This is a genomic window from Pseudomonas sp. P7548 (genome assembly GCF_013386585.1).
Taxonomy (GTDB): domain Bacteria; phylum Pseudomonadota; class Gammaproteobacteria; order Pseudomonadales; family Pseudomonadaceae; genus Aquipseudomonas.
Genome location: NZ_JACARO010000034.1, coordinates 1 through 24,003, shown reverse-complemented (window position 1 = coordinate 24,003; position 24,003 = coordinate 1). Strand labels below are relative to the sequence as shown.

Below are 24,003 nucleotides of genomic sequence, written 5' to 3'. Positions count from 1 at the left end.
TTTCCCGATCAACGGCAGATTTACAACCCCTCCAACTCCGCCATCAAATCACTCAACCGATCCACCTTCTCGGCACTGATCTCATTGGCCGCCAACCCGTCGATATACTCGGCCAACTCCGCTACCGTGCTGCACTCGAACATCGCCCGCAACGGCACATCCCGCTGCAAGGTCTTCTGTACGCGCGAGGCAATTTGCGTGGCCAACAGCGAGTGCCCGCCCAGTTCGAAGAAGTTGTCCTGCACCCCCACCCGCTCCACTTTCAACACTTCAGCCCAGATCGCAGCCAAGGTGGTTTCCAGTTCGTTACGCGGCGCCAGGTAATCCTGGCTGTGCAACTGGCCGATCTCCAGGGCCGGCAGCGCCTTGCGGTCGAGTTTGCCGTTGGCGTTGAGCGGCAGGCGGTCGAGCCATAGCCAGTGCAGCGGCACCATGTATTCCGGCAACTCGGCACGCAGGCGCTGCTTGATGCGGTCCAGGCGCTCGCTTGGGTTCAGCGCTTCATCCGCCGCCACCAGATAGCCGACCAGATGCTTGCCGTTGACACCTTCCTGCACGCCCACCGCCGCATCCCGGACTTCCGGTTGCTCATGCAGGCGCGCTTCGATTTCACCCAGTTCGATGCGGTAGCCGCGAATCTTCACTTGATGGTCGACACGCCCGACGTATTCCAGCACACCGTCACTGCGACGGCGCGCGAGGTCGCCGGTGCGATACAGCCGCTCACCCGGTGCGCCGAACGGGTTCGGCACAAACACCGGTGCCGTGCGCAACGGGTCGCTGACATAACCGCGACCAACACCGGTGCCCGCCACACACAACTCACCCACGGCGCCTTGCGGCACCAACTCCAGCGCGCCATCGAGCAGGTACAAGCGGTTGTTGTCGGTCGGCGTGCCAATTGGCAGGTAAGTACCACGGGTCGAGGCCAGATCGACACGGAAGAACGCCACGTCATCCGAGCATTCCGCAGGGCCATAAGCGTTCACCAGGCCAATCCCTGGGTAACGCAGCAACCACTGGTGCGCCAATTCAGGCGGCATGGCTTCACCGGTCGGCAGCATCCAGCGCAGACCGTCCAGGCCGATGCGGTCCTGGGCCAACATGCCCTGGATCAGCGACGGTACGCTTTCCAGCACCGTGATGCCCTGGGCCTGCACATGTTCCAGCAGGCCCTGGGGATCATGGGCCAGGGTGTTCGGCACGATGTCCACGCGGGCGCCAAACAGCGGCGCAGCGAGGAACTGCCACACGGAAATATCGAAGCTTTGCGAGGCAGTCTGCGCGATCACGTCCGCCGGGCTCAGGTCCAGGTACGGCACCTTGCTCAACTGGTTATTGAGCATGCCGCGCTGCTCCACCATCACGCCTTTGGGCAGGCCGGTAGAGCCGGAGGTGTAGATCACGTAGGCGAGGTTATCCGGGCCGCTGTAGACGCCGGGGTTTTCGCCACGCGCCGGGATTTCTTCCCACACCAGCAACTGGCAGTCGAAACCGTCCAGCAGCTCGATGGCCTGCTCGCGGCATGCCTCGGTGCACACCAGCAACGGCGTGCGGCTCAAGTCGATGATGCTGCGCAGGCGCTGACTCGGCAGGCCTGGGTCCAGCGGCAGGTAACCGGCGCCGGCCTTGAAGCTGCCGATGATCATGCCGAGCAGGTCGAGGTTACGCTCGCCCAGCAAGGCCACCGGTTGGTCCAGGCCGACACCCGCTGCGATCAGTGCGTGGCCCAGGCCGTTGCTGCGGCGGTTCAGTTCGTCATAAGTCCACTGCTGGTCCAGGCAACTGGCGGCGATGCGGTGCGGATGCGCCGCCACCTGCCCTTCGAACAGCGCGACGTAGCTGTGCTCCAGCGGGTAGTCGTGCTCACTCTGATTGCAGCCGTCCACCAGGAATTCGCGCTCTTGTTCGCCAATCAGCGGCAGGTCGGCCATGTCGCCATGGAAGCCCTGCACCAGCGCCAGCAGCAAGCGCTTGAACTCAGCGAGCATGCCTTGCACGGTGGTTTCGTCGAAATAACGCTGGTCATAGGACAGGTGCAAGCCCAGGTCATCGCCCGGATAACACACGGCCGTCAGCGGGAAGTTGGTGTGGGTGCGGCCGGAGTCCGAGGTGGCATTCAGGCTTTGTGCATGGTCCAGTACCGAGACCTCCACCGGGGCGTTTTCGAACACGAACAGGCTGTCGAACAGCGGCTGGCCCTTGGGCAGTTCGCTGTGCTCCTGAATGGTCACCAGCGGCAGGTATTCGTACTCGCGCAACTGCATGTTGCTGTCGAGCAGGCTGCTCAACCACTGGCGCACGCTGCAGGGTTGATCGTCCTCGGGCAGCTTCACCCGCAGGGCGATGCTGTTGATGAACAGGCCGACGGTGCGCTGCATCTCCGGCATTTCCACCGGGCGCCCCGCCACGGTGACGCCGAACAGCACGTCGCGATCGCCGCTCAGACGGCGCAGCACCAAGGCCCATGCCGCCTGGGCGAAGGTGTTGACCGTCAGTTGGTGAGCCTGGGCCAGCTCACGCAGTTGTGCGCCGTCACGGGCATCGAGGCGGGTATAGCAGTCGCCCACCACCATGCCGCCGTGGCCGGCGTGGTCACGCATGAATGGCCGGTCGCTCGGGATCGGCGTGGTGCGCTCGAAGCCTTGCAGGTTCTGCTGCCACCACTGGCGCGCTTCATTGAGGTTCTGGCGTTGCAGCCAGGCGATGTAGTCGCGGTAGCGCGGCGGCGTGGCCAACTGCGCGTCGCGGCCTTCACCAAGGGCCCTATAAATCTCGAAGAAGTCATTCATCAGCAACGAACGGCACCAGGCATCGATGAGGATGTGATGGTTGCTCATCATGAACCAGTAGCGCTCGGCACCGACGCGGATCAGCCGCAGGTGGAACGGCGCCTGGTTGAGCAGATCGAACCCGGCTTCCCGCTCGGCCTTGAGCAAGGCTTGCAGGCGCGGCTCCTGTTCGCTTTCCGGGTCGTTGCTCCAATCCAGGTATTCGATCGGCGTGCTGCCCGGCTTGTGGATCACTTGCAACATGTCTTCGCCGACGTTCCAGCAGAACGACGCGCGCAGGGCTTCATGACGGGCGATCACTGCCTGCCAGGCCTGGGCGAAACGCTCGGGGTCCAGGGCACTGTTGATGCGGTAGCGATCCTGCATGTAATAGAGGCCGGTGCCCGGCTCCAGCAAGGTATGCAACAGCAGGCCTTCCTGCATCGGGGTCAGCGGGTACACGTCTTCGATGACGCCGGCCGGCACCGGCAGCGCATCCAGTTGCAGCTGGGTCAGGTGCGCCAGGGGGAAGTCGGACGGCGTAAGGCCACCGGCATCGTCCTGCAGGCAATGGGCGACCAGGCCTTGCAACTCGGCCAGGTACGCATCCGCCAGTTCACGGATGGTGTGTTGATCGTGGCGCTCGCGGCTGAAGGTCCAGCGCAATACCAGTTCACCGCCGTACACCTGGCTGTCGACGCTCAACTCATTGGGCAGCGGCGCGTCGGGGTCATGGGCGAGCCCTGCGGATTCGTCCAGCGGGTGGAACAGCGCATCGCTGCCAAAGCTCTGGTCGAACTGGCCGAGGTAGTTGAAGGTGATGCCTGCCGTCGGCAACGCCGCCATGGCGTGCTTGACCCCGTCCTCCGCGAGGTAACGCAGCACGCCATACCCCAAGCCTTTGTGCGGCACGCCGCGCAGTTGCTCCTTGATCGCCTTGATCGAGTCGCCCTGCCCGGCTTGCGGCGTCAGGCGCAGCGGGTAAGCACTGGTGAACCAGCCGACGCTGCGGGTCAGGTCGATGTCATCGAACAGCGCTTCGCGGCCGTGGCCTTCCAGCTGGATCAGCGCCGACGCATGGCCGCTCCAACGGCACAGCACACGGGCCAGGGCGGTCAGCAGCAGGTCGTTGACCTGGGTGCGATACGCACTCGGGGCCTGTTGCAGCAACTGGCGGGTACGCTCGGCATCCAGGCGCACGCTGACGGTGTCGGCATCGCGATTGCGCAGCGAACCTTGTGGGCGTGCCACCGGCAATGCCGCGTCAGGCCCGGCCAACTGGAGTTGCCACACACTCAACTCTTCACGCAGGGATTCGCTGCCAGCATAGGCCTGCAAGCGGGCGGCCCAGTCACGCAGCGCGCTGGTCTTGGCCGGCAGGCTGACGGATTGGCCGTCGCTCAGTTGGCGATAGACATTTTGCAGGTCTTCAAGCAACACACGCCAGGACACGCCGTCCACCACTAGGTGATGAATCGCAATCAGCAGGCGTTGTTGGCCCTCGGGACCGTCCACCAGCAAGGCGCGCAACAGCGGGCCGTGTTCCAGGTCGAGGCTGCGTTGGGTATCGGTGAACAGCGCGGTGCAATCAGCCATGTCACGCACCTGCGCCTGCATCAACACGCCACCTTGCGGCACCGCCAAGTGTTCGGCGTGCCATTGCGCATCACGCGAGGTGAAGCTCAGGCGCAGGGCGTCGTGGTGTTCCAGCACCGCCAACAGCGCTTGCTCCAGGCGGTGTGGGTCGAGCAATTGCAACGGCTTGAGCAGCAGCGCCTGGTTCCAGTGCTGGCGGTTCGGGATCTCGGTGTCAAAGAACCAATGCTGGATCGGCGTCAGCCCCGAGCGGCCGGTGAGCACGCCCTGCTCCGCGGTGACTTGCTCGGTGCGCGTGGCAACGGCGGCCAGGGTTTGCACGGTCTGGTGCTGGAACAGGTCGCGGGGGCTGAAATGAATGCCCGCCTGCCGCGCACGGCTGACCACCTGGATCGACAGGATCGAGTCGCCGCCCAGTTCAAAGAAGTTATCGTCGAGGCCGACTTGCTGCACGTTCAACACCGCGCACCAGATGGCGGCCAGCGTGCTTTCCAGTTCATTGCGCGGAGCCACGTAGTGTTGACGGTTGGCCTCCGGGTCCGGTTGCGGCAAGGCACGGCGGTCGAGTTTGCCGTTGGCGGTGAGCGGCATGCTGTCGAGCACGATCAGGTGCGCGGGCACCATGTAGTCCGGCAGTTGCGCCTTGAGATGAGCCTTCAGCGCGTCACGCAGCGCGCCGTGTTCGGCATCGCTGGCCAGGTACGCCACCAGCTGTTTGCCACTCGGCGAATCCAGCGCCAGCACCACGGCTTCACGCACGGCTTCGTGCTCCAGCAGGCGGGTTTCGATCTCGCCCAGCTCGATGCGGAAACCACGGATCTTCACCTGATGGTCGATCCGCCCCAGGTACTCCACCAAGCCATCGGCGCGTTGGCGCACCAGGTCGCCGGTGCGGTACAGGCGCCCGCCGTCATGGGCGAACGGGTCAGTGACAAAACGCTCGGCCGTCATGCCCGGGCGTTGGTGATAACCCTGGGCCAAACCCGCGCCGCCGACGTACAGCTCGCCGGTCGCGCCTTGGGGCACCAGCGCCAGGTCGGCGTCGAGAATGTAGGCCACGCGATCGCCAATGATGCTGCCGATCGGCACGCTGCCAGCGCCCTCTTCCAGTTGCTCGGGCGCAAGGCTGGCAAGCGGCATGACCACGGTTTCCGTCGGGCCATAGGCGTTGAAGAACACCTCGGGCTGGAAGGCCGCACGAATGCGCTGCAAGTGTTCGCCAGTCAGTGCTTCACCGCCGGTGATGCACATGCGCACCGGCAAGGTCTGTTGTTGGGTCGCCAGCCATTGCGCCAACTGGCTGCCGTAGCTGGGCGTGAAGCCCAGGATGTTGATGCGATGAGTGCGGATCAGCCCGCAGATTTCCTCGGCATCCCACTGGCCCTGGGCGCGCAATACCACCTGGGCACCGCTGAGCAACGGCACCAGCAAACGCTCGGTGGCGGCATCGAAGTTGATCGAGTAGAAGTGCAGCTCGCAGTCGTCCGCACGCATGCCGAAGCGCTGGATCACTGCCGCGCAGTGCATGGCGATCTCACCGTGAGCCACCACCACGCCTTTCGGTTTGCCGGTGGAGCCGGAGGTGTAGATCAAGTACGCCTGGTGTTGCGGCAGGCTGATAAACGGCAGCTCATCCGACGGGTAGTTGGCGAGCACCGGCAGGTCATCTTCCAGGCACCAGCACGCCACCGTCGCCGGCAATTCGCCGAGGGCTTCGAACATCGCCGCGTCGCTGAGCAGCAGGCCGATGCCACTGTCTTCGATCATGTAGTGCAGGCGGTCGAGCGGGTATTCCGGGTCCAGCGGCACATAGGCGCCGCCGGCCTTGAGGATCGCCAGCAGGCCGACAACCATTTCCAGGGAACGCGGCAACGCCAGGCCGACACGCACCTGCGGGCCCACGCCACGCTCGCGTAGCATCCAAGCCAGGCGGTTGGCGCGTTCGTTCAGTTCGCGGTAGCTGAGGGTAGCGCCGGCAAAGGTCAGTGCAGGGGCATCGCCACGGGCTGCGGCCTGTTGGCTGAACAGCTGATGAATGCACTGGTCGAGGCGATGCTCGCCCTTTTCGATGCCCAGGCTGTCTTGCAACGCGTGTTGCTCGACGACGGTGAGCAAGGGCAGTTCGCTGAGTCGCTGCTGCGGATCGGCGATCAGCGCTTCCAGCAGGTTGCGCCAATGCTCGGCCATGCGTGCAATGCGCGGCTCGTCGAACAGGTCGGTGCTGTAGGTCAGGCAGCAACCCAGGCGATGGTCGAGGTCGGTGACTTCCAGGTTGAGGTCGAACTTGGTGGCGCGGGCATCGTTGGCCAGGTACTCGACGGTCATACCGGCCAGTTGCCGGCTTTGCTGGAATTCCCAGCGCTGCACGTTGCACATCACCTGGAACAGCGGGTTGTACGCCGCACTGCGCGGCGGTTGCAGGGCTTCCACCACGTGGTCGAACGGCAGGTCTTGATGGGACTGGCCTTCGATTACGGTGTGACGCACTTGCTCGAATAGCTCGCCGACGTTCATCTGCCCGTTGAGCTGGCAACGCAGTACTTGGGTATTGAGGAACGCGCCGATCAGCCCTTCGCTTTCCGGACGGATACGGTTGGCCACCGGCGCGCCGATGCGCAGGTCAGTCTGGCCGCTGTAGCGGTAGAGCAACACGGCCAGGGTGGCGGTCATGGTCATGAACAAGGTCAGGCCGCGCTCGGCATTGAAGGCACGCACGCGGGCGGCCAGGTCATCGCTCAAGTCAAAGCGGTACAGCTCGCCCTGATGGCTTTGCACCGGTGGCCGTGGGCGGTCGCCGGGCAGTTCCAGCAGCGGGTGTTCGTTGCCCAACTGCTGCGTCCAATAGTCGAGTTGGCGCTGGCGTTCGCCAGACTCCAGCCACTGGCGCTGCCACACGCTGTAGTCGAGGTATTGCACCGGCAACGGCGCCAGCGGCGAGTCACGCTCATCGATAAAGGCTTCGTACAGCGCGCTGAGTTCACGGGCAAAGATGTCCATGGCCCAGCCTTCGGTGACAATGTGGTGCAGGGTCAGCACCAGGTAGTGTTCCTGCTCGCCGGCCTTGACCAGGCAGGCGCGCAACAGTGGCCCGGTTTCCAGATTGAACGGGGTGTGGGCTTCAACATCGGCCAGTTGCTGCAGACGCTGCTGGCACTCGGTTTCGTTGAGCGCCGAGAAGTCCTGCCAGTCCATGCGCAGGCCGGTCTGTGGCGAGACCTTCTGGTACGCCACGCCATCCACGCTCGGGAAGGTGGTGCGCAGGGTTTCGTGGCGCATGATCAGCGCTTGCAACGCGGCCTCGAAACGGCCAACGTCGAGCACGCCGCGCAAGCGCGCCATACCGCCCACGTTGTACGCCGGGCTGTCCGGCTCCATCTGCCAGAGGAACCACATGCGCTGTTGGGAATAGGACAACGCCACAGGCTGGCGGCGGTCGACCTTGGCAATGGCGGTTTGCTGGTTGCGTTGGCCCGAGGCCTGGATCTGCCCGACCTGCTCGGCAAAGGCGCCCAGCTCACTGGCTTCGAACAGGGTGCGCAGCGGCAGCTCCACATCGCACGCCTGGCGGGTGCGGGAAATGATCTGGGTGGCGAGCAACGAATGTCCACCGAGGGCGAAGAAGTCATCACGCAAGCCGATGCGCGGCGCGCCGAGGACTTCGCGCCAGATCGCAGCGATCTGCTGTTGCAACGGGGTTTCGGGCTCGATGTGCTCGCGGGTTTGCCACACGGGCTCGGGCAACGCACGGCGGTCGAGCTTGCCGCTGGGGCTCAGGGGCATGTGCTCCAGGCGCATCAACAGCGCGGGCACCATGTACTCCGGCAGTTCGGCGGCCAGGGCGGTTTTTACGTCGACTTCATCCCGCTCGGCGTGGGCGGTGTAGTAACCGATCAGTTGCGCATCACGCACCAGCACCACGGCCTGGGCGATGCCGTCCAGGGCCAGCATGCGTGCTTCGATTTCTTGCGGTTCCACACGGAAGCCACGCAACTTGACCTGCTGATCGAGGCGGCCGAGGTACTCGATGACCCCATCGGCCGTCCAGCGGGCACGGTCACCGGTGCGATACAGGCGTGCGCCCTGGTGGTCGGCGACAAAACGCTCGGCGGTCAAGCCAGCGCGCCCCAGGTAACCCCGGGCCAGGCCGATACCGCCGATGCACAACTCGCCCGGTACACCCAGCGGCACGGGGTTGAGCTGTTCATCCAGCACGCGGCAGATCACATTGCCCAGCGGGCGGCCAATCGGCGAGCGCTCGCCATCGGCAGCGGTGCAGTGCCAATGGGTCACGTTGATCGCGGTTTCGGTCGGGCCATAGCGGTTGTGCAATTGCACCGCCGGCAACTGCGCCAACACGCGGTTGCGCAATTCGGCAGGCAAGGCTTCGCCACCGGAGAACAGGCGACGCAGGCTGGTGCATTCGGCTACCAACGGCTCATCGATAAACAGCTGCAACAGCGGCGGCACAAAGTGCAGGGTGGTCACGCCGTGTTCTTGCACCAACTGCGCGATGCGGTGCGGATCACGGTGTTCACCCGGGCCAGCGAGTACCAGGCGGCAACCGGTGATCAGTGGCCAGAAGCATTCCCACACCGACACGTCGAAACTGATCGGCGCCTTTTGCATCAGCACGTCGGTGTCGTTGAGTTGATACGTGGCTTGCATCCACTGCAAGCGCTCGGCCAAGGCGCCATGGGTGTTGCCCACGCCTTTGGGTTGACCAGTGGAGCCGGAGGTGTAGATCACGTAGGCAAGGTTGTCGCCGTCGAGGTGCAGGCCGGGGGCCTGGGTCGGCCAGCTATCGAGGTGCAGGCTGTCCATGGCGATGACGCACACGCCCTCGGCCGTCGGCAGGTGTTCCAGCAACGCGGTCTGGGTCAACAGCAGGTGTACGCCGCTGTCCTTGAGCATGTAGGCCAGGCGGTCGGCGGGGTAATCCGGGTCCAGCGGCACGTAGGCGCCACCGGCCTTGATGATCGCCAGCAAGCCGATCAGCAACTGCGGCGAACGCTCGGCGGCGATGGCCACGCACACGTCCGGGCCGACGCCTTTGTCGCGCAGGTAATGGGCCAGGCGGTTGGCCTGGGTGTGCAGTTGGGCGAAGGTCAGGCTGCCGCCGTCCCAGACCACGGCGGTGTTATCCGAGACCTGCTGGTTGAGCAGTTCGGGCAACCACTGCCGGGCCGGCGCGCAGGGGGCTTCGCTGTAACGCGCCTGTTCGTCGTGCTGCATCAGTACGAGGTCGCCGATGGCTTGCTGGGGGTGCTCGCAGACGGCCTGCAACAGGTGGATGTAGTGCTCGGCCAGGCGCTCGATGGTCGCGCTGTCGAACAGTTCGTCGGCGTAGTCGAACGACAGGCTCAGGCGCCCGTTGCGGTCCTCTTCGGTGTGCAGTTGCAGGTCGAACTTGGCTTCGCGGCTGTGCCACGGCAACTCGTCGGCGAGCATGCCGGGCAGACGGCGCAAGGCGCTCAAATCGCGCTGCTGGTGGTTGAACATGACCTGGAACAAGCCTTGCTCGCGGGCTTGGGGGAAGGCTTCCAGCAGCTGTTCGAACGGCAGGTCCTGGTGAGCCTGCGCACCCAGCGCTGCTTGGCGGGTTGCGGTCAGCAGTTCAGTGAACGGCAGGCGCCCGTCCAGCTCGGCACGCAACACCAGGGTGTTGATGAAGAACCCGACCAGGCCTTGGGTTTCCTGGCGCGGACGGTTGGCATTGGGCACGCCGATGCGGATATCACGCTGGCCGCTGTAGCGATAGAGCAGGCTCTGGAACGCGGCCAACAACAGCATGAACGGCGTGGATTCGTTGGCCTGGGCGGTCTGGCGAATGGCTTCGCTGAGGCTCGCGCCCAGGCGCACTGTGTGGCGCGCGGCAGTGTGGCGGTGTTGTGCCGAGCGCGGATGGTCGGTGGCCAGGCTGAGCGTCGGATGCTCATCGCCCAATTGCGCTTTCCAGTACGCCAGTTGGCGCTGGCCTTCGCCTTCAGCCAGCCATTGGCGCTGCCAACTGCCGTAGTCGGCGTACTGCAGGGCCAGTGCCGGCAACTCCAGACGTTGGCCTTGGGTGGCCGCGGCGTACAGCTGGGAGAATTCGTCGATCAGGATGTTCAGCGACCAGCCATCGGCGATGATGTGGTGCAACGTCACCAGCAGGTGGTGCTCTTCATCGTCCAGGCGCAGCAGGGTCACCCACAGCAGCGGGCCTTTTTCCAGGTCGAACTGGGTGCGCGCTTCGTCCTCGCGGATCTGTTGTGCGCGGGCCTCACGCTCGGCGGCGGGCAGGTCGCTGAGGTCGATGACGTGCAGGTCGAACCCGGTGGTTGCGTCGACACGCTGGCAGGCTTGCCCGTCTCGTTCGTAGAAGCGGGTGCGCAGGGCTTCATGGCGCTCGATCAGCTGCTGGAAGCTGGCGCGCACCGCGTCTTCGTCCAGTTCGCCACGCAAACGCAGGGCACCGGGAATGGTGTAGGCGCTGCTCTGCGGGTCCAGTTGCCAGGTGATCCACAGGCGGTTCTGTGCCAGGGATTGGGGCAACTCGTCCTGGCGCGACAACGCATGAATCGCGCCTTGGGCGACGCCACCGTCCTGCTGCAATTGCGCGATATTGGCGGCAAAACCTTGCAGGGTCGGCGCTTCGAACAGCATGCGCAGGTTCAGCTCCAGGCCGAGGGCCTCACGCAGGCGCGCCACGACTTGGGTGGCGGTGATGGAGTTACCGCCGAGCAGGAAGAAGTGATCATCCGCCGCGACCGTTGCCACGTGCAGTTGCTCGCACCAGATCGCTGCGATCTGATTTTGCAATTCGGATTCCAGCGCGGCGTCACCAGCGTGCGCTTGCAGGCCAGGGAACAGCGCGTAGCTGTCGAGGCTGCCATCAGCGTGGCGCAGGGCACAGGCCGCACGTTGCACCTTGCCGCTGGACGTCTTCGGCAAGGCGCCGGGGTTGAGCAGCATCACCACGCTTGGCGCCTCTTGATAGGCCTCGGCCACGGCTTGGCGGATCGCCTTGATCAGCGCTTCGGGTGGCAGGATTTTCTGCACGCTGCGGCTGATTTCAACGGCGATACCGATGCCCTCCAGGCCCTGGTCATTGACGGCAAATGCCGCGACACGGCCCTTGCGCACCACTTCCACTTCGCGCTCGATGGTCTGCTCGATGTCCTGCGGGTACAGGTTGTGGCCACGCACGATCAGCAGGTCTTTGAGGCGACCGGTGATGTACACCTCGCCCTCGCGGATAAAACCCAGGTCGCCCGTGCGCAGCCAGGTACGGCCGGCGTGTTGCACGAAGGTCTTGGCGGTGGCTTCGGGGTTGCGCCAGTAGCCGTGGGCGATGCTCGGGCCGGTGGCCCAGAGTTCGCCGACGCTGTTGTCGGCCAGTTCTGAGAGGGTGTGCGGGTCGACGATCAGCACCGCATGGTCCGGCTGGCGGGTGCCGCAGCTCATGATCGCACTGCCCTGCCCCGGTTCGGCGCGGTTGGCGGCCAGGGCTTGCTCATCAACACGCAGCGCCGGGATGCCGTGGCCACGGGTGCCACCGGCGACAAACAGCGTCGCCTCGGCCAGGCCGTAGGAGGCGAAGAAATTGTTCGGGGTGAACCCACAGGTGGCGAACTTCTCGGCGAAGCGTTCCAGGGTGTCGAGGCGGATCGGTTCGGAGCCGGAATAGGCCACACGCCATTGGCTCAGGTCCAGGCGTTCCAGGGCCGATTCGCTGACCCGCTCGCTGCACAGGCGGTAGGCGAAATCCGGGCCGCCGCTGATGGTACCGCCGTATTCACTCATCGCTTCAAGCCAGCGCAACGGCCGGCCGAGGAAGTAGGCCGGCGACATCAGCACGCAGGGCACGCCGCTGAAGATCGGTTGCAGCAGGCCGCCGATCAAGCCCATGTCGTGGTACAGCGGCAGCCAGCTGACAATCACGTCGTCCGGATTGAGGTCGATGCCAAACCCGCGACGGATCAGCACTTCGTTGGCCACCAGGTTGCCGTGGCTGACTTGCACGCCTTTGGGCAAGGCGGTGGAACCGGAGGTGTATTGCAGGAAAGCGATGTCGTCGGGGTGCAGGACCGGGCCAGTCCAATCGCCGGTATTTTCCAGGCTGTCGACGCTCAAGACCGGTGGCGCATTTTCAATCTGCGACAAGCCCTCGGCGAGGCTGGCGATGGTCAACAGCAGGCGCGGCTCGGCGTCGCTGATGATCGACAGCAGGCGCTCCTGATGGTGACGGCGCGTGGATTCCGGCGGATACGCCGGCACCGCGATCACGCCCGCGTACAGGCAACCAAAGAACGCCGCGACGTAGTCCGGACCGCTGGGGAACAACAGCACGGCACGGTCGCCCAAATCCGCATTGGCCTGCAAGGCGGCGGCGATGGTGCGGGCGCGTTGGTCCAGCTCGCGGTAGCTGAGCACCACGTTGTGCTCGGCAGCGTCGGCGAGGAAGCGCAGGGCGACCTGGTCCGGCGTCTGCGCGGCGCGACGTTGAAGGGACTGGACCAGCGTTTGGGGGAGTTCGAAGGCGTCCATCATGGGGTTCCTGCCTGAAAGCGGCTTACGGGAAAATCGGGAATTCGTGGGGCGTGTTCAGCCAGCTACGCGTTGCCGCGCTGCGCCATTGCGCCAGCGGGCCAGGTGTTCGTCGGCATAACGGCGTATGCAGCGCAGCACGGCGCTTTCGTGCTGCACGAGGAAGAAGTGGTGACCGTCGAACAGGTCGAGGGAGAAACCACTGGCGGCGTCTGCCTGCCAGTCGAGCAACTGGTCGGCGCGCACGCTGTCTTGCTTGCCGCCGAACACATGGATCGGCATGCCCAGCGGCGCACGCTGGCCATAGGTGAAGCTGCCGCACAGCAGGAAATCGGCGCGCAGGATCGGCAGCATCAACTGCATCAGTTCAGGGTTGGCCAGGGCTTCTTCGGCGGTGCCTTGCAGCTCGCGCAGGCGGGCGATGAGTTGTTCATCGGTCTTTTCGATGGCGTATTCGCTGACGTCGCGACGCGCCGGGCCCGCCGTGCCGGACGCAAACAAGGCCAGTGGTGCGGGAACGTTGCGTGCGTTCAGCGCGTGCGCCAATTCGAACGCCAGCAGGCCACCGAGGCTATGGCCGAACAGCGCATAAGGGCCGACCAGGTCGCGGCTGATTTCATCGGCAAGTTGCGCGGCCAAGGCCTTGATATCGCGCTGCAAAGGCTCATCCATACGCATGCCACGGCCGGGCAATTCCAGCGGGCACACCTGCAACCAGTCAGGCAGGGCTCGACGCCAGCGCGCATACACCATGGCGCTGGCGCCCGAATAGGGCAGGCAGAACAGGCGCAGTCGAGTCGGCGTAGTCATCGCGTGACGACTCCAAACTGAAACACGCTGTATGCACGATAAAAACCCATTTCGTTCTCCTGCGGGTACGGATCCTTGGCCGTTTGGCTAACGGGCCTGTCACCCAGAAGAACGGACGGCCCCGACAAATAATTAGTCGCCGGGGACGAGCGAGACGTGGTTCACACCGAACAAGAAAGCATAAGATTAGTTCGCCTTCTCATTTGACAATCATTATCATTAAGCATAATTTGTTGCCCGATGTGTAGGAGGCCTCAGCAAGGACGCCCTCCCCTAACCTCTTTTGCGACAAGGTGATTTCCATGACGGAACAAGTAACCACAGGCAGGTGCGACTCACCGCTTCTCCAGGCATTCGTCGACAATCGACTGATTCTGGTGAAGATCGCGGCACGCATCACCGGGTGCCGCTCCCGTGCCGAAGACGTAGTGCAGGACGCCTACTTCCGGCTGCAATCGGCGCCGACGATCACCTCATCGTTCAAGGCCCAATTGAGTTACCTGTTCCAGATCGTGCGCAACCTGGCGATCGATCACTACCGCAAGCAAGCCCTGGAGCTCAAGTACTCCGGGACGGAAGAGGAAGGCTTGAATGTGGTCATTCACGGCGCTTCACCGGAAACCTCCCACATCAATTTCAACACCCTGGAAAACATCGCCGACGCCCTGACGGAGCTGCCACAACGCACCCGCTACGCGTTCGAGATGTACCGCCTGCACGGCGTACCGCAAAAGGACATCGCCAAGGAATTGGGCGTTTCGCCCACGCTGGTGAACTTCATGATCCGCGATGCGCTGGTGCACTGCCGCAAGGTGTCGGGCAGCCATAGCGATACGTTTGCGCGCCGGGTCTGACACGCCACAGGAACCTGTAGGGGCCGGCTTGTGGGAGCGGCGGTGCGACGACTCGACTTGTTCGCGAATGCGGTAGTTCAGTCACTAATCGGTTGAATGACGCACCGCTTTCGCGAGCAAGCCCGCTCCCACAAAAAACAGCCCCAACATTTGGTTATGTGGTGTACCTATCAGGGCGTCGCCATCACGTCGATGCGATACGGCTCGAAAATCTTCAGCATCTGCCCGTTGTCCCGCAAGCGCTTGAGCAACGCGGAAAACGCTTCGCCGGTAATCGGCGCCTTCGGTCGCAATAACGCGTAGTGGTGGTAGATCTGATCGATACGCTCGGACACCAGGAACTGCCCGGCCATGTCCGCGTTGCGCACCATGAAATCACTCAGGTACGAGCGCGTGACCAGCGCAATATCGGCTCGCCCGCGCGCCACCATCAGCAAATTGCTGTCATGGGAATAGGTCAACGTGGCGTTGAAGTGCTCGGCCATGTACTTGGGGTCGGGATTGAAGTTGGCGAAGGCGTAGTGATAACCGCTGAACACTGCCAGGCGCTTGCCGGTCAGGTCGGCGAAATAGCTCTGATCGCGACCGGTCGCACGCTGGGCAACAAAGATTTCGGCATCTTCCAGCCCCATGTCGACGTTGGTGTGGGGAATCGCCTTCCAGCCCCATTCGGGATTTTCGAAGATGGCCATGTCGACCCGGCCCTGTTCGAAATCACGGAAGCGACGCGGAATGGAAGTGGGCACCAGCACGAACTGGTAGTCGGTTTGCAAGGCGTTCAGGGCTTCCACCAGTTGCGGCAACAAACCGGTGTCGGCGCCTTGTTCAGGGCGTACGGTGTACGGCGGAAAATGCGCCGCCCCAATCCTCACCAATTGCGCAGCCGAAGCCGGCATCCACCCCGCGGTACCCAGTGCCCATAGAGTTAGTCCTGCAGCCAGCCGCCATGGCGAAAACATCGAGGCACACACCGTTCAACACATTGATGGCGATAAGCTAGGCGTTTTTGTCAGGCGAGACAACTTTCCACCGCCAAATTAATAGCTTGCGCGTCAGTCGGCTTTCAGAACCAGCAACAGGGCTTCTTCGGCCAACTCCTCGAGCGTCAGGCTGCCTTGGGCGCGGAACCAGGTGGTGGTCCAGGACAGGGCGCCGGTCAGGAAGCGTCGGGTAATAAATACATCGCCCTTGATATAGCCCGCCGCCTTGGCTTCGCCCAGCACCTGCAGCCACAGCTCTTCGTACACATCCCGCAATGCCAGCACCTGCGCCTGGCCCTCGGCCGACAACGAGCGCCACTCGTACACCAGCACCGCCATGGCCTCGCCGCTGCCGCCCATGATCGACTGCAATTCGCAGCGAATCAGCGCCAGCACGCGCTCGCGCACGTCTTTCGCCTCTTCCAGCGAGGCACGCATCATCGCGGTGTTGTAGTGGATGGTTTCTTCCATCACCGCCCGCAGGATCTCGTCCTTGCTCTTGAAGTGATGAAAGATGCTGCCGGACTGAATGCCCACCGCACTGGCCAGGTCGCGCACCGTGGTGCGCTCGAAGCCCTTGTTGCGAAACAAGTGGGCCGCGGTTTGCAGCAACTTGCCCCGCGCACTGTCAGGGTCGGTCAAACGGCCTTCGTCGACCATGGTGCGCATCACCCGCAGGGCTTTGTGCTCATCCATGTCTCTCTCCTTCACTGCTACTGACGTCTTGGCCGGCAATTTAGGCCGTGGTCGCCAACCAAGCAAGCGCTTGGGTCAAAACTTGTGTCGAGAGTTTACAAACCAAGCGCTTGCTTGGTAGTCTCGACGCCAGCCCTCTGGAGAAGGACTTCTCATGAGCAAGACGGTTCGTATCGGCTGCGCCAGCGCGTTCTGGGGTGACACCTGCACCGCCGCCGCCCAATTGGTACACGGCGGCGCGCTGGATTACCTGGTGTTCGACTACTTGGCGGAAGTCACGATGTCGATCCTCGCCGGCGCCCGGATGAAAGATCCCCAGGCCGGCTACGCCACGGACTTTGTCGAGGTGCTCACACCGCTGCTGGCCGATATCCAGCGCCAGGGCATTCGCGTCATCAGCAACGCGGGCGGCATTCACCCCCAGGCATGCGCCGCCGCCCTCCAGGCTGCCTGCGACAAGGCGCAAGTCCCGCTGAAAATCGCCGTGCTGCTGGGCGACGACCTGCACCCCCAACTCAAGCACCTGCACGGCATCCACGACATGTTCAACGGCGCGCCGTTGCCACCCATGTGCGTCTCGGCCAACGCCTACCTCGGCGCCCCCGGCATCGCCCAGGCGCTTGAACTGGGCGCTGACATCGTGATCACCGGCCGCGTGGTGGACAGCGCCGTGGTCAGCGCAGCGCTGGTGCATGAATTCAACTGGTCCTGGCAAGACTACGACCGCCTCGCCCACGCCGCGCTGGCCGGGCATATCATCGAATGTGGCGCCCAGTGCACCGGTGGCAATTTCACCGATTGGCGCGACGTCCCCGACTACGAGCACATCGGTTTTCCCATCGTCGAGGTCAGCGCCGACGGAACGTTCACAGTGAACAAAGCCGACGGCACGGGCGGGCTGATCAGCGAATTGAGTGTGGCCGAGCAGCTGCTGTATGAAATCGGCGACCCGCGTGCGTATTTGCTGCCCGACGTGATCTGCGATTTCAGCCAGGTCCAGTTGCAGCAACACGGCCTCGATTGCGTGCGCGTGCACGGCGCCAAGGGCTCGCCGCCCACCGCTCACTACAAGGTCAGCGCCACTTACCCGGATGGTTTTCGCTGCACCGCCAGTTGCCTGCTGGCGGGGATCGACGCCGTGGCCAAGGCCGAGCGCATCAGCCAAGCGATCATCAACAAGACCTCGGAGCTGTTCAGCCAGCGCGGCTGGGCGCCCTACACCGAAGTGAATATCGAACTGCTCGGCAGTGAAGCCACCTACGGCGCCCACGCCTTGCGCCGCGACTGCCGCGAGGTGGTGGTGAAACTGGCGGTGCGTCACCCGAACAAGCAGGCGCTGGTGCTGTTCGCCCGCGAGATCGCCCAGGCGGCCACCGGCATGGCGCCAGGGCTGACGGGCATCGTCGGCGGGCGGCCAACGGTGTACCCGCTGATTCGGCTGTTTTCCTTCTTGATCGACAAAACCCACTGCGAGCCCGTGGTCGAGTTCCAAGGTGCGCGCCACCTTTGCGTATTGCCTGCCGACACCGCCCTCGCTCCGCTCGCCGCACCGGTTGATCCGCCCAAACCCCAAGGCGCCGCCGACGCCAGCGTGCCGCTGGTGAAACTGGCGGTGGCGCGTTCCGGCGACAAGGGCAACCACAGCAACATCGGCGTGATCGCCCGCCACCCCGACTACCTGCCGTGGATCGCCGAGGCGCTGACCCCGGAAGTGATCGTCGACTGGATGGGCCACGTGCTCGACCCTGTGCAGGGCCGCGTCGAACGCTGGTATTTGCCCGGCAGCCACAGCCTCAACTTCCTGCTGGAAAACGCCTTGGGCGGCGGCGGTATCGCCAGCCTGCGCATCGACCCCCAGGGCAAGGCCTTCGCCCAGCAGCTGCTGGAAATTCCCATCGCCGTGCCGCAACACATCGCCGATCAACTCCGCTAAAGGACCGTCACCGTGGCCTTCGACTCGATCTTCAAAGCCGACCTGTTCCAGGGGCAAACCGTGATAGTCACCGGGGGCGGCAGTGGCATTGGCCGCTGCACCGCCCATGAACTGGCGGCACTCGGCGCCACGGTGATGCTGGTGGGACGCAAGCCCGAGAAGCTGCAGCAGGTGGCCGCCGAAATCAGCGAAGACGGCGGCACGGCCCATTGGCTGGCGTGCGACATTCGCGACGAAGACGCCGTGAAGGCGCTGGTCAGCCAGGTCCTGCACGAGCATGGCCCGATCCACGGTCTGGTGAATAACGCGGGTGGCCAGTACCCGTCGCCGCTCGCCTCGATCAACCAGAAGGGCTTTGAAACCGTGCTGCGCACCAACCTGGTGGGCGGCTTCCTGATGGCGCGCGAGGTGTTCAACCAGTCGATGAGCAAACACGGCGGCGCCATCGTCAACATGCTCGCCGACATGTGGGGCGGCATGCCCGGCATGGGCCACTCGGGCGCGGCACGTTCGGGCATGGACAACTTCACCAAGACCGCCGCCTTCGAGTGGGGTTATGCCGGGGTGCGGGTCAACGCCGTGGCGCCGGGCTGGATTGCTTCCAGCGGCATGGACACCTACGAAGGCGCGTTCAAGTCCGTGATCCCGACATTGCGGGAGCACGTGCCGCTCAAGCGTATCGGCACTGAGTCGGAAGTCAGCGCGGCCATTGTGTTCCTGCTCAGCCCCGCCGCCGCCTTCATCAGTGGCAGCACCCTGCGCATCGACGGCGCTGCCAGCCTGGGCAACCGCGCCTGGCCGCTGCACAAGGCGCAGCCACCGAGCGAGCCGTTCAATGGCTTCCACCGTGCGTACCTGCCGGATGTACTCAAGGCGGAGCAATAAACCATGCCGGTGATTGAATCCCTGATCGACAGCCACAGCGCCCAGTTCGCCCAAAACCGCGAGGCCATGCTCGCCGCCCTCACCCACCTGCGTCAGCTGGAACAAGACCTGTTGGCCAAGGCCGATGAGGCCAAGCCCAAGTTCGACAAGCGCGGCCAACTGTTGCCACGCGAGCGCCTGAATTTGCTGCTGGACCCCGGCGCACCCTTTCTGGAACTGGCAGGCCTGGCCGGCTACAAACTCCACGACGACAAGGATGGCAGCGCCGCCGGTGGCGGGTTGATCGCCGGCATCGGCTACGTCAGCGGCGTGCGCATGCTGGTGGTGGCCAACAACAGCGCAATCAAGGGCGGGACCATTTCCCCCACCGGCCTGAAAAAGTCCCTGCGCCTGCAACAGATCGCCATGGAAAACCAACTGCCGGTGGTGACCCTCGCCGAAAGCGGCGGCGCCAACCTCAACTACGCCGCCGAGATTTTTGTCGAAGGCGCACGCAGTTTTGCCAACCAGGCGCGCATGTCGGCCATGGGCCTGCCGCAGATTACCGTGGTGCACGGCTCGGCCACGGCGGGCGGCGCCTATCAGCCGGGGCTGTCGGATTACGTGGTGGTGGTGCGCGGCAAGGCCAAGCTGTTTCTCGCCGGGCCGCCGCTGCTTAAAGCCGCCACCGGCGAAGTGGCCACGGATGAGGCACTGGGCGGCGCCGAGATGCACGCGCAAATCGCCGGCACCGCCGAATACCTGGCGGAAAACGATGCGGACGGCGTGCGTATCGCCCGGGAGATCGTGGGCCTGTTGCCCTGGAATGATCGCCTGCCACTGACGCCCCAAAAGACCTATGCAGCGCCTTTGTACCCCATCGAAGAGCTGCTGGGCCTGATCCCGGACGACCCGAAAAAACCCTACGACGTGCGCGAAATCCTCGCGCGCCTGGCCGACGGTTCGCAGTTTCTCGAATTCAAGGGCGAGTTCGACGCCCACACCGTCTGCGGCCATCTGCATATCCAGGGCCGCGCCGTGGGTGTGATCGGCAACAACGGCCCCATCACGCCCAAGGGCGCGAGCAAGGCCGCGCAGTTTATCCAGCTGTGCGACCAGAGCCGCACGCCGCTGCTGTTCCTGCACAACACCACCGGTTTCATGGTGGGCACCGAGTCGGAGCAACAAGGCGTGATCAAGCACGGCGCCAAGATGATCCAGGCGGTGGCCAACGCCCGGGTGCCTAAACTCACGGTGGTGGTTGGCGGTTCCTACGGCGCCGGCAACTACGCGATGTGTGGCCGTGGCCTGGACCCGCGCTTCATCTTCGCCTGGCCCAACAGCCGCACGGCGGTGATGGGTGGCGCGCAGGCGGGCAAGGTGCTGCGCATCGTCACCGAGGCCAAGCAGCTGAAAGACGGCCTGGTGCCCGACCCCAAGGTGCTGGACATGCTGGAGCAGGTCACCGCGCAGAAGCTCGACAGCCAGTCCACTGCGCTGTATGGCAGCGCGAACCTGTGGGATGACGGGCTGATTGACCCTCGGGACACCCGCACCTTGCTCGGTTTTTTGCTGGATATCTGCCACGAGGCCGAGGTGCGTGAGTTGCACGCCAATACCTTCGGTGTAGGGCGTTTTTAGGAGAACAATAAAAATGATCTTTACCCAGGAACACCAGGAACTGCGCCGCACCGTGCGTGCCTTCGTCGACCGCGAGATCAACCCCTACGTGGACGAATGGGAAAAAGCCGGGCGCTTTCCCATCCACGACATCTTCCGCAAGGCCGGCGAACTCGGCCTGCTGGGCATTTCCAAGCCGGAGCAATTCGGCGGCATGGGCCTGGACTACAGCTATTCGATCGTCGCCGCTGAAGAGTTCGGCACCGTGCGCTGCGGCGGCATCCCCATGTCCATCGGCGTGCAGACCGACATGTGCACCCCCGCCCTCGCCCGCTTCGGTTCCGATGAACTGCGCGAGGAGTTCCTGCGCCCGGCCATCAGCGGCGAGCAGGTAGGTTGCATCGGCGTGTCGGAAACCGGGGCCGGTTCCGATGTGGCCGGGTTGAAGACCCATGCGCGCAAAGACGGCGACGACTACGTCATCAACGGCAGCAAGATGTGGATCACCAACTCCCCCAACGCCGACTTTATCTGCTTGCTGGCCAACACCTCCGACGACAAGCCGCACATCAACAAATCCTTGATCATGGTGCCGATGAACACCCCCGGCATCAGCGTCAGCCCGCCCCTGGAAAAGCTCGGCATGCACAGCTCGGAGACCGCCCAAGTGTTCTTCGACGGCGTGCGCGTGCCGCAGCGCAACCGCATCGGCCACGAAGGCGCAGGCTTCATGATGCAGATGCTGCAGTTCCAGGAAGAACGCCTGTTTGGCGCGGCCAATATGATCAAGGGCCTGGAGTATTGCATCGACAGCACCATCGACTACTGCAAGGAACGCCAAACGTTCGGCAAGGCGCTAATCGACAACCAGGTCATCCACTTTCGCCTGGCTGAACTGTCCACCGAAATCGAATGCCTGCGCGCCTTGGTCTATCAGGCCACCGAGCAATACATCAAGGGCCAGGACGTGACCCGCCTGGCCTCCATGGCCAAGCTCAAGGCCGGGCGCCTGGGCCGCGAAGTCAGCGACAGCTGCCTGCAATACTGGGGCGGCATGGGTTTCATGTGGGACAACCCGGTGGCACGGGCGTATCGCGATGTGCGTTTGGTGTCGATTGGCGGCGGGGCCGACGAGATCATGCTGGGCATCATCTGCAAACTGATGGGCACCCTGCCCGGGAAAAAATCATGAACACCCTGCTGCTCGAACCTCACAACGGCGTGCTGCACATCACCCTCAACCGCCCTGAGTGCCGCAATGCGATGAGCCTGGAGATGGTCAACGAGCTGCGCAGCGTGCTGGCGCAGCTGGACGGTGAGACCCGGGCGGTGGTGATCAGCGGCGCCGGCGGGCATTTCTGTGCCGGGGCGGATGTGAAGGACCTGGTCACTGCAGGCAATCAACTGGAAGCGCTGAACCGCGCGTTCGGCACCTTGCTGCAAGAGGCCGAAGCCGTGCCGCAGGTCGTCATCGTGGTGCTGCAAGGCGCGGTGCTGGGGGGTGGTTTTGGCTTGGCCTGTGTGAGTGATATTGCGCTTGCCGACCACCAGGCGCAGTTCGGCTTGCCGGAGACCAGCCTTGGGTTGCTGCCAGCGCAGATTGCACCGTTTGTGGTGAAGAGGATTGGTTTGACCCAGGCTCGCCGGCTGGCGCTGACGGCGGCGCGGTTTGATGGGGTGGAGGCGGAGCGACTGGGTGTCGTGCACTTTACCGAGCACGATCCACAGGCGTTGGCGGAGCGGCTGGATGAGGTATTGGGCCAGGTGCTCAAGTGTGCGCCGGGGGCGAATGCGCGGACCAAAGCCTTGTTGCTGGCCAGCGTGGAGGAGCCGCTGGAGGCTGTGCTGGATCGCGGGGCGCAGTGGTTTGCCGAGTCCGTAAGGAGTGAGGAAGGGATAGAGGGGACACAGGCGTTTGTGCAGAAGAGAAAGCCAAGGTGGTGCAAATGACGCCTTCGCCGGCAAGCCAGCTCCCACAGTTGAATGCGTTCACAGATAAAGAGGTGAACACCTTGAACTGTAGGAGCCGGCTTGCCGGCGATGAGGCCAGACCCGACACCCCACCAGCCAAGGGATAACCCCATGCCCGCATTCAGCAAAATCCTCATCGCCAACCGCGGCGAAATCGCCTGCCGCATCCAGCGCACGGCCCAAGCCTTGGGCTACCGCACCGTGGCCGTCTACAGCGACGCCGACGCCCAGGCCCCGCACGTGCAGATGGCCGACGAAGCCGTGTGCATCGGCCCCGCCCCGGTGCAACAGTCTTACCTCAACATTCAGGCCATCCTCAACGCCGCCACACTCACCGGCGCCGACGCCCTCCACCCGGGCTACGGCTTCCTCTCGGAAAACCCCGAATTCGCCCGCGTCTGCCAGCACGCCGGCCTGACCTTTATCGGCCCCAGCGCCGAGGCGATCGAACTGATGGGCAGCAAGCGCCTGTCCAAACTCGCCATGCTCGACGCCGGGGTGCCGTGCATCGCCGGTTACCAAGGCAGCGCCCAAGACGACGCCACGTTGCAACACGAGGCCGAGCGCATCGGCTACCCGCTGATGATCAAGGCCAGCGCCGGCGGCGGCGGGCGTGGCATGCGCCTGGTGCACAGCGCCGAGGCCCTGCTGGACAACCTGCACACGGCGCGCTCCGAAGCCCGGAACGCGTTTGGCAGCGACGAGCTGATCCTCGAACAGGCGTTGATTGAGCCGCGCCATGTGGAAATCCAGGTGTTCGGTGACAGCCATGGCAACCTGATCCACCTTGGCGAGCGAGATTGCTCGGTCCAGCGTCGCCATCAGAAGGTCATCGAGGAAGCGCCCTGCCCGGTGATGACCGCGCCACTGCGCCACGCCATGGGTGAAGCCGCCCTCAAGGCCGGGCGCGCGGTGAACTACGTGGGCGCCGGTACCGTGGAGTTCATGCTCGACCGCAGCGGCCAGTTCTACTTCCTGGAGATGAACACCCGCCTGCAGGTGGAGCACCCGGTCACCGAGCTGATCACCGGCCTCGACCTGGTGGGCTGGCAGTTGCAGATCGCTGCCGGCCACGCGTTGCCACTGACCCAGCAGGAGGTGACCCTGAACGGCCATGCCATGGAAGTGCGCCTGTACGCCGAAGACCCGACCCAGGGTTTCCTGCCGCAAACCGGTGAGGTGCTGCGCTGGGAGCCGGCCCCCGGTGCCCGTATTGATCACGGTGTCAGCCAGGGCCAGTGCATCAGCCCGTTCTACGACGCCATGCTCGGCAAGATCATCGCCCACGGCCGCACCCGCGAAGAGGCGCGACGCAAACTGCTGCGGGCGGTGGAAGACACCTTGTTGCTGGGCGTGACCACCAACCAGCAGCTGCTGGT

The 24,003-nt window shown here is 64.2% G+C and carries 11 protein-coding genes; 7 read left to right on the top strand and 4 right to left on the bottom strand.

What is annotated here, in order from left to right; translation table 11 throughout:
* Nucleotides 1-20: 20 nt before the first annotated feature.
* Entirely contained in the window at nt 21-12,899 is a 12,879-nt protein-coding gene (locus tag HX803_RS13775) for a non-ribosomal peptide synthetase (protein WP_178921302.1), read from the bottom strand.
* 54 nt (nt 12,900-12,953) lie between these two features.
* Nucleotides 12,954-13,706 (bottom strand): thioesterase II family protein, encoded by a 753-nt coding sequence (locus tag HX803_RS13770; protein WP_178921294.1) that lies wholly within the window; start codon nt 13,704-13,706, stop codon nt 12,954-12,956.
* 302 nt (nt 13,707-14,008) lie between these two features.
* Here HX803_RS13770 and HX803_RS13765 point away from each other — a divergent pair, with 302 nt between their 5' ends.
* Entirely contained in the window at nt 14,009-14,560 is a 552-nt protein-coding gene (locus tag HX803_RS13765) for an RNA polymerase factor sigma-70 (protein ID WP_176998039.1), read from the top strand.
* A gap of 170 nt (nt 14,561-14,730) precedes the next feature.
* Here the strand turns inward: HX803_RS13765 and HX803_RS13760 are convergent, their stop codons facing one another.
* Nucleotides 14,731-15,519: an ABC transporter substrate-binding protein gene (locus HX803_RS13760; RefSeq protein ID WP_178921292.1), complete on the bottom strand. Its 789-nt coding sequence runs from the start codon at nt 15,517-15,519 to the stop codon at nt 14,731-14,733.
* 93 nt (nt 15,520-15,612) lie between these two features.
* Nucleotides 15,613-16,236, bottom strand: a complete 624-nt coding sequence (locus HX803_RS13755) for a TetR/AcrR family transcriptional regulator (protein ID WP_178921290.1) — start codon at nt 16,234-16,236, stop codon at nt 15,613-15,615.
* Between the two features lie 154 nt (nt 16,237-16,390).
* Here HX803_RS13755 and HX803_RS13750 point away from each other — a divergent pair, with 154 nt between their 5' ends.
* The 6 genes from HX803_RS13750 to HX803_RS13725 all read left to right on the top strand — a co-directional run.
* The gene (locus HX803_RS13750; protein ID WP_178921288.1) at nt 16,391-18,169 is read left to right on the top strand and encodes an acyclic terpene utilization AtuA family protein; all 1,779 of its coding nucleotides are present in this window, start codon (nt 16,391-16,393) and stop codon (nt 18,167-18,169) included.
* A 12-nt stretch (nt 18,170-18,181) separates the two neighbouring features.
* Nucleotides 18,182-19,054: an SDR family oxidoreductase gene (locus tag HX803_RS13745; protein WP_178921286.1), complete on the top strand. Its 873-nt coding sequence runs from the start codon at nt 18,182-18,184 to the stop codon at nt 19,052-19,054.
* A gap of 3 nt (nt 19,055-19,057) precedes the next feature.
* Entirely contained in the window at nt 19,058-20,674 is a 1,617-nt protein-coding gene (gene atuC, locus HX803_RS13740; protein ID WP_178921284.1) for a geranyl-CoA carboxylase subunit beta, read from the top strand.
* A 13-nt stretch (nt 20,675-20,687) separates the two neighbouring features.
* Entirely contained in the window at nt 20,688-21,845 is a 1,158-nt protein-coding gene (atuD, locus tag HX803_RS13735) for a citronellyl-CoA dehydrogenase (RefSeq protein WP_178921283.1), read from the top strand.
* Nucleotides 21,842-22,603, top strand: coding sequence for an enoyl-CoA hydratase/isomerase family protein (locus HX803_RS13730; protein WP_178921281.1), 762 nt, complete (start codon nt 21,842-21,844; stop codon nt 22,601-22,603). Before atuD ends, HX803_RS13730 begins: the two co-directional genes overlap by 4 nt.
* Before the next feature lie 132 nt (nt 22,604-22,735).
* A partial coding sequence (locus HX803_RS13725) for an acetyl/propionyl/methylcrotonyl-CoA carboxylase subunit alpha (RefSeq protein WP_178921279.1) occupies nt 22,736-24,003 on the top strand: 1,268 nt, incomplete at its 3' end.